This window comes from Pseudomonas sp. UBA6276 (assembly GCF_002438365.1).
Lineage (GTDB): Bacteria > Pseudomonadota > Gammaproteobacteria > Pseudomonadales > Pseudomonadaceae > Aquipseudomonas > Aquipseudomonas coleopterorum.
Genome location: NZ_DJUS01000013.1, coordinates 7876 through 14557, shown reverse-complemented (window position 1 = coordinate 14557; position 6682 = coordinate 7876). Strand labels below are relative to the sequence as shown.

Genomic DNA, 6682 nt, shown 5'->3' with positions numbered 1-6682 from the left:
ACGCCGCCGGACATGCCGACGATGACGCGCTGCTTTGCACAGTGGCGGGGAGCTGGCTCACGCATAGGGATTCGATGGGGTCTCTGAAAAGGACGCGATTCTAACAGGGTAAGCTGCAAAACGCTCAGGTGCGAATCAGCTCCAGGCTGTGCAGCGGCCCGTTCAGGTAGTCGTCCAGGCATTGCATGACCAGCTCGCTGCGCAGCCGATGGCCCTGTGCGGCCAGCTCGTCGCGGGTCAGCCAGGTGGTGCCGCTGATGTCCGGATCCAGTTCGAGCTCGGGGTTCAGGTGCAAGGGGCGTGCACTGAAGCAGATGCGCTGGTAGGTCACGCCGTTGCTGGGCGCGGTGTACAGGTACACGCCCACCACACCGGTCAGTTCGACGTCCCAGGCGGTTTCTTCCAGCGTTTCGCGCAGCGCAGCCTGCAGCAGATTTTCGTCGGGTTCCAGATGGCCGGCAGGCTGGTTGAGCACCAGCCGTCCGCCTTTCATTTCCTCGACGAACAGAAAACGCCCGTCGTCCTCGATGATGGTGGCGACGGTGATGTGGGGTTGCCAGGTCATGGTGGAATCTCCTATTGATGGGGCCCTCGTAGGAGGGGGGCGCGGCCGCGAAACAGGCACCGCAGTGCATCAGCCAATTCGCGTTGCCTTTTTCGCGGCCGATGACCGCTCCTACGAGAGATCGCGGATGCCAGAAAAAGTCAGCCCCGGCACTAGGCCGGGGCTGAGGGTGTTACCAAGGCAAACCTTACACCAGCGAAGCGATCGCGGCGTTCAGGGTTTCACTCGGGCGCATGGCCTTGCGGGTCAGCTCGGCATCGGCGTGGTAGTAGCCACCGATGTCCACCGGCTTGCCCTGAACGGCGTTGAGCTCGGCGACGATCTTCGCCTCGTTCTCGGCCAGAGTCTTGGCCAGCGGGGCGAACTGCGCCTTGAGAGCGGCGTCGTCGTTCTGCTCGGCCAGGGCCTGGGCCCAGTACAGCGCCAGGTAGAAGTGGCTGCCGCGGTTGTCGATGTTGCCGACCTTGCGCGATGGCGACTTGTTGTTGTCGAGGAACTGGCCGGTGGCCTTGTCCAGCGTTGCGGCCAGTACCAGCGCCTTGGGGTTGTCGTAGGTGCTGCCCAGGTGCTCCAGCGAAGCGGCCAGGGCCAGGAACTCACCCAGCGAATCCCAGCGCAGGAAGTTTTCTTCCACCAACTGCTGGACATGCTTGGGGGCCGAACCGCCAGCGCCGGTTTCGAACAGGCCACCGCCGTTCATCAGCGGCACGATCGACAGCATCTTGGCGCTGGTGCCCAGTTCCATGATCGGGAACAGGTCGGTCAGGTAATCGCGCAGCACGTTGCCGGTGACGGAGATGGTGTCCTGCCCTGCGCGAATCCGCTTGAGCGAGAACGCCATGGCATCGACCGGCGACATGATCTGGATGTCCAGGCCATTGGTGTCGTGGTCCTTGAGGTACTTCTGCACCTTTTCGATCATCACGGCGTCGTGGGCGCGCGCCGGGTCGAGCCAGAACACGGCGGGGGTGCTGCTGGCGCGGGCGCGGTTGACGGCAAGCTTGACCCAATCCTGGATCGGCGCGTCCTTGGTCTGGCACATGCGGAACACGTCACCGGCTTCGACCTTCTGCTCCATGAGCACGCGGCCGTTGCTGTCGCTGACGCGAACCACGCCATCGGCGGCGATCTGGAAGGTCTTGTCGTGGGAACCGTACTCTTCGGCTTTCTGCGCCATCAGACCGACGTTGGGCACGCTGCCCATGGTGGTCGGATCGAAGGCGCCGTGCTTCTTGCAGTCTTCGATGGCGGCCTGGTAGATACTGGCGTAGCAGCGATCCGGGATCACCGCCTTGGTGTCCTGCAGCACGCCGTCGGCGTTCCACATCTTGCCCGAGTCACGGATCATGGCCGGCATCGAGGCATCGACGATGACGTCGCTGGGCACGTGCAGGTTGGTGATGCCTTTGTCGGAGTTGACCATGGCCAGGGCAGGGCGGGTGGCATAGACGGCCTGAACGTCGGCTTCGATCTGCGCCTGCTGTTCGGCCGGCAGCGATTTGATGCGTGCGTACAGATCGCCAATGCCGTTGTTCAGGTTGAAACCGACCTGCTCCAGCACGTCGGCATGCTTGTCCAGCGCCTGCTGGTAGAACTCGGCGACGATCTGGCCGAACATGATCGGGTCGGAGACCTTCATCATGGTGGCCTTGAGGTGCACGGAGAACAGCACGCCTTGCTTCTTGGCGTCTTCGATCTCGGCGGCGACGAAGGCGCGCAGGGCCTTCTTGCTCAGCGCGGCGCAGTCGATGATCTCGCCGGCCAGCACCTTGGTCTTTTCCTTCAGTACGGTGGTGCTGCCGTCATTGCCGACCAGCTCGATCTTGACGCTGCCATCGGCTTCGATCAGGGCGCTTTTTTCGCTGCCGTAGAAGTCGCCGCTGCTCATGTGGGCTACATGGGACTTGGAGTCGGCCGCCCAGGCACCCATCTTGTGCGGATGCTTGCGTGCGTAGTTCTTGACCGACAGCGGGGCGCGGCGGTCGGAGTTGCCTTCGCGCAGGACCGGGTTCACGGCGCTGCCCTTGACCTTGTCGTAGCGGGCGCGGGTGTCCTTGTCGGCGTCGGATTCGGCGGTGTCCGGGTAGTCGGGCAGGTCGAAGCCCTGATCCTGCAGCTCCTTGATGGCGGCCTTGAGCTGCGGTACCGAAGCACTGATGTTCGGCAGCTTGATGATGTTCGCTTCAGGCGTGGTGGCCAGGGTGCCCAGCTCGGCGAGATCGTCCGGGACGGGTTTGCCGGCCTGCAGACGCTCGGGGAAGCTTGAAAGGATGCGCGCTGCCAGGGAGATGTCGCGCGTCTCGACGGCGATGTCCGAGGAAGCGGTGAAGGCTTCGATGATCGGCAGCAGCGAATAGGTGGCCAGGGCTGGCGCTTCGTCGGTGAAGGTGTAGATGATCTTTGAGCGGGTGGGCATAATCGAATTAACTCTCTTCTTTGCTGAGCGTGCACAGAATCTCGAGATGCGCAGGATAGGCGCTTTCGCTCGTTGTCATCAATGAGGCGAAAAGTCGAGCATTCGTCGCGGTGATGTGGGATGCATCAGTAGAGCGTCAAGCGGTCGACCGGCAACAAACGGCCCCAAGAATGGCCCCAAGACAACTCGCACGAGCGGACCGGTCCGACCAGGGTGACCCTGTGGTCACTGCGGCAGTATACCACTGGTCGTGGCGATGAATACTGTGTAGGGGGCACAAAGCTGCGGCGCCGGGGCGCACTCGAAATCCAAACGCCTGAAACGAGACAGGCCATCCGTCTGGATGGCCTGTCTGTGTGTGCATCGAACCAGAAGGTGGTGCAATGACGGCGAGTAAACGCTCCGGTTGCAGGGCATGGGCCCACGGAACGCTTGCTCGCGATCACTGTGCCAGCTTGAGCATCACGCGTCTGCGGACTCCTTGGTCTGGTTGTCGGACGTGGCAGTGGCTGCTTCGGACGTTGCTGTCTGCGCCGCCTGGATTTTCACCGCGTGCAGACCCTTGGGGCCCTGGATAATGTCGAAGACCACGGCCTGACCTGCCTTCAGCGTCTTGTAGCCTTCCATACCGATGGCGGAGAAATGGGCGAAAAGATCCTCGTCCTTGCCGTCCTCGATGATGAAGCCGTAGCCCTTGGCATTGTTGAACCACTTGACTTTACCACTGTGCATACCCATATCCCTCTGCAAAGGACTCCAGCTCTGGAGTATCATCCACTTCATGCGCAATCAATCGATTGAAAAAATTTGGTTGACTGCGCGGACCTTTCTTCCCCAATGTGGGTTCTACTGTTTGTAACACCGTTTTGCCGATAGTCAAGGTCATGCGGCGGCCGAGTCAAAATTCGGTCACAAGGTCCAACCCACTACTTCTATTCGCTCAACGATGAATCTTCTTTCCATGCATGCATTCAGTCAGATTCGACTAACCTTCAATCAAGACCGCCCGCAGTCGCACGAGGACGATTCGGCAGGCATTGCCGTTCAGGAATCCAAGCCGGCATTACGGGCCCCACCGATGTACAAGGTGGTTCTATTCAACGACGACTACACCCCGATGGATTTCGTCGTCGAAATCCTCGAGGTTTTTTTCAATCTGAATCGTGAGCTGGCGACCAAGGTCATGCTGGCCGTCCACACCGAGGGACGGGCAGTATGCGGATTGTTTACCCGAGACATCGCCGAAACAAAGGCCATGCAGGTCAACCAGTACGCCAGGGAAAGCCAGCATCCGCTACTCTGTGAAATCGAGAAGGACGGTTAACGCCGACCACTTGGGTATGAGGTGAAGCTATGTTAAACCGCGAGCTCGAAGTCACGCTCAATCTTGCCTTCAAGGAAGCGCGCTCCAAGCGTCATGAATTCATGACCGTGGAGCACCTTCTGCTGGCGCTATTGGACAACGAGGCAGCCGCCACCGTTTTGCGGGCGTGCGGCGCCAATCTCGACAAACTCAAACACGACCTGCAGGAGTTCATCGACTCCACCACGCCGTTGATCCCCGTGCATGACGAGGATCGCGAGACCCAGCCAACCCTGGGCTTCCAGCGTGTGCTGCAGCGCGCCGTGTTTCACGTGCAAAGTTCGGGCAAGCGAGAAGTCACCGGCGCTAACGTGCTGGTGGCGATCTTCAGCGAACAGGAAAGCCAGGCCGTGTTCCTGCTCAAGCAGCAGAGCGTGGCGCGGATCGATGTGGTCAACTACATCGCCCACGGCATTTCCAAGGTCCCCGGCCACGGCGACAGCTCCGAAGGCGAGCAGGAGATGCAGGATGAGGAAGGTGGTGACACCTCCACGTCGAGCAACCCGCTGGACGCCTATGCCAGCAATCTCAACGAACTGGCACGCCAGGGTCGCATCGATCCGCTGGTAGGGCGCGAGATCGAGGTCGAGCGCGTTGCGCAGATCCTCGCCCGTCGTCGCAAGAACAACCCGTTGCTGGTGGGCGAGGCAGGCGTGGGCAAGACGGCCATCGCCGAGGGCCTGGCCAAGCGCATCGTCGACAGTCAGGTGCCCGACCTGCTCGCCAACAGCGTCGTGTATTCCCTCGACCTGGGTGCGCTGCTGGCCGGCACCAAGTACCGCGGCGATTTCGAGAAGCGCTTCAAGGCGTTGCTCGGTGAGCTGAAGAAGCGTCCGCAAGCCATCTTGTTCATCGACGAGATCCACACCATCATCGGTGCGGGCGCGGCGTCGGGCGGGGTGATGGACGCCTCCAACCTGCTCAAGCCGCTGCTGTCCTCCGGAGATATCCGTTGCATCGGTTCGACCACGTTCCAGGAATTCCGCGGCATCTTCGAGAAGGACCGTGCCCTGGCACGACGCTTCCAGAAAGTCGATGTGTCCGAGCCTTCGGTGGAAGACACCATCGGTATCCTGCGCGGCCTCAAGGGGCGTTTCGAGCAACACCACAACATCGAGTACAGCGACGAGGCGTTGCGTGCCGCTGCGGAGTTGGCCTCGCGCTACATCAATGACCGGCACATGCCCGACAAGGCTATCGACGTCATCGACGAAGCCGGTGCCTATCAGCGTCTGCAACCAGAGGCCAATCGGGTCAAGCGCATCGAAGTGCCTCAGGTCGAGGATATCGTGGCCAAGATCGCGCGGATTCCGCCAAAGCACGTGACCAGCTCCGACAAGGAACTGCTGCGTAATCTGGAGCGTGATCTCAAGCTCACCGTATTCGGCCAGGACGCTGCCATCGATTCGCTGGCCACCGCCATCAAGCTTTCGCGTGCGGGCCTCAAGGCGCCGGACAAGCCGGTCGGCTCGTTCCTGTTCGCCGGTCCCACCGGTGTGGGCAAGACCGAGGCTGCGCGGCAGTTGGCAAAGGCGCTGGGCGTGGAGTTGGTGCGCTTCGACATGTCCGAGTACATGGAGCGTCATACCGTTTCGCGTCTGATCGGTGCGCCGCCCGGTTACGTTGGTTTCGACCAGGGCGGGTTGCTGACCGAGGCCATCACCAAGCAGCCGCACTGTGTGCTGTTGCTCGATGAAATCGAGAAGGCTCACCCTGAAGTCTTCAACCTGCTGCTGCAGGTGATGGACCATGGGACCCTTACCGACAACAACGGTCGCAAGGCGGACTTCCGCAACGTGATCCTCATCATGACCACCAACGCCGGTGCCGAAACCGCTGCACGTGCCTCGATCGGGTTTACCCATCAGGACCATTCTTCGGACGCCATGGAAGTGATCAAGAAGAGTTTCACGCCCGAGTTCCGCAACCGTCTGGACACCATCATCCAGTTCGGTCGCCTGAGCCACGAAGTCATCAAGAGCGTGGTCGACAAGTTCCTCACCGAGCTTCAGGCGCAGCTGGAAGACAAGCGTGTGCAACTGGAAGTCACCGACGCCGCTCGCGGCTGGTTGGCGGCCGGTGGCTACGACGTGCAGATGGGGGCGCGGCCGATGGCGCGCTTGATTCAGGACAAGATCAAGCGGCCGTTGGCGGAAGAAATCCTGTTCGGCGAGTTGGCCGAGCACGGCGGCGTGGTGCACATCGACATCAAGGACGGCGAGCTGACCTTCGATTTCGAGACCACGGCGGAGATGGCCTAAGCGTGTGACGCGGCTCGCGCCGCTGCTACAGGGATTTGCGCAATTCCTGTAGCAGCGGCGCAAGCCGCGTAGCTTTT

The 6682-nt window shown here is 61.2% G+C and carries 5 protein-coding genes; 2 read left to right on the top strand and 3 right to left on the bottom strand.

Annotation, left to right across the window (positions count from 1 at the left end; genetic code table 11):
• Positions 1-124: 124 nt before the first annotated feature.
• The 3 genes from B2V21_RS02245 to cspD form a co-directional block, all read right to left on the bottom strand.
• Entirely contained in the window at positions 125-565 is a 441-nt protein-coding gene (locus tag B2V21_RS02245) for an NUDIX hydrolase (protein WP_049860102.1), read from the bottom strand.
• 187 nt (positions 566-752) lie between these two features.
• The gene (locus B2V21_RS02240) at positions 753-2981 is read right to left on the bottom strand and encodes an NADP-dependent isocitrate dehydrogenase (RefSeq protein ID WP_049860103.1); all 2229 of its coding nucleotides are present in this window, start codon (positions 2979-2981) and stop codon (positions 753-755) included.
• A gap of 462 nt (positions 2982-3443) precedes the next feature.
• Positions 3444-3713: a cold shock domain-containing protein CspD gene (gene cspD / locus B2V21_RS02235; RefSeq protein ID WP_049860221.1), complete on the bottom strand. Its 270-nt coding sequence runs from the start codon at positions 3711-3713 to the stop codon at positions 3444-3446.
• A 229-nt stretch (positions 3714-3942) separates the two neighbouring features.
• Between cspD and clpS the strand changes: the two genes are divergently transcribed.
• A complete protein-coding gene (clpS, locus tag B2V21_RS02230) occupies positions 3943-4305 on the top strand; it encodes an ATP-dependent Clp protease adapter ClpS (RefSeq protein ID WP_286915916.1) in 363 nt (120 codons plus the stop codon).
• Positions 4306-4334: 29 nt separating this feature from the next.
• The gene (gene clpA, locus B2V21_RS02225) at positions 4335-6605 is read left to right on the top strand and encodes an ATP-dependent Clp protease ATP-binding subunit ClpA (protein WP_049860104.1); all 2271 of its coding nucleotides are present in this window, start codon (positions 4335-4337) and stop codon (positions 6603-6605) included.
• The last annotated feature ends 77 nt before the right edge of the window (positions 6606-6682 follow it).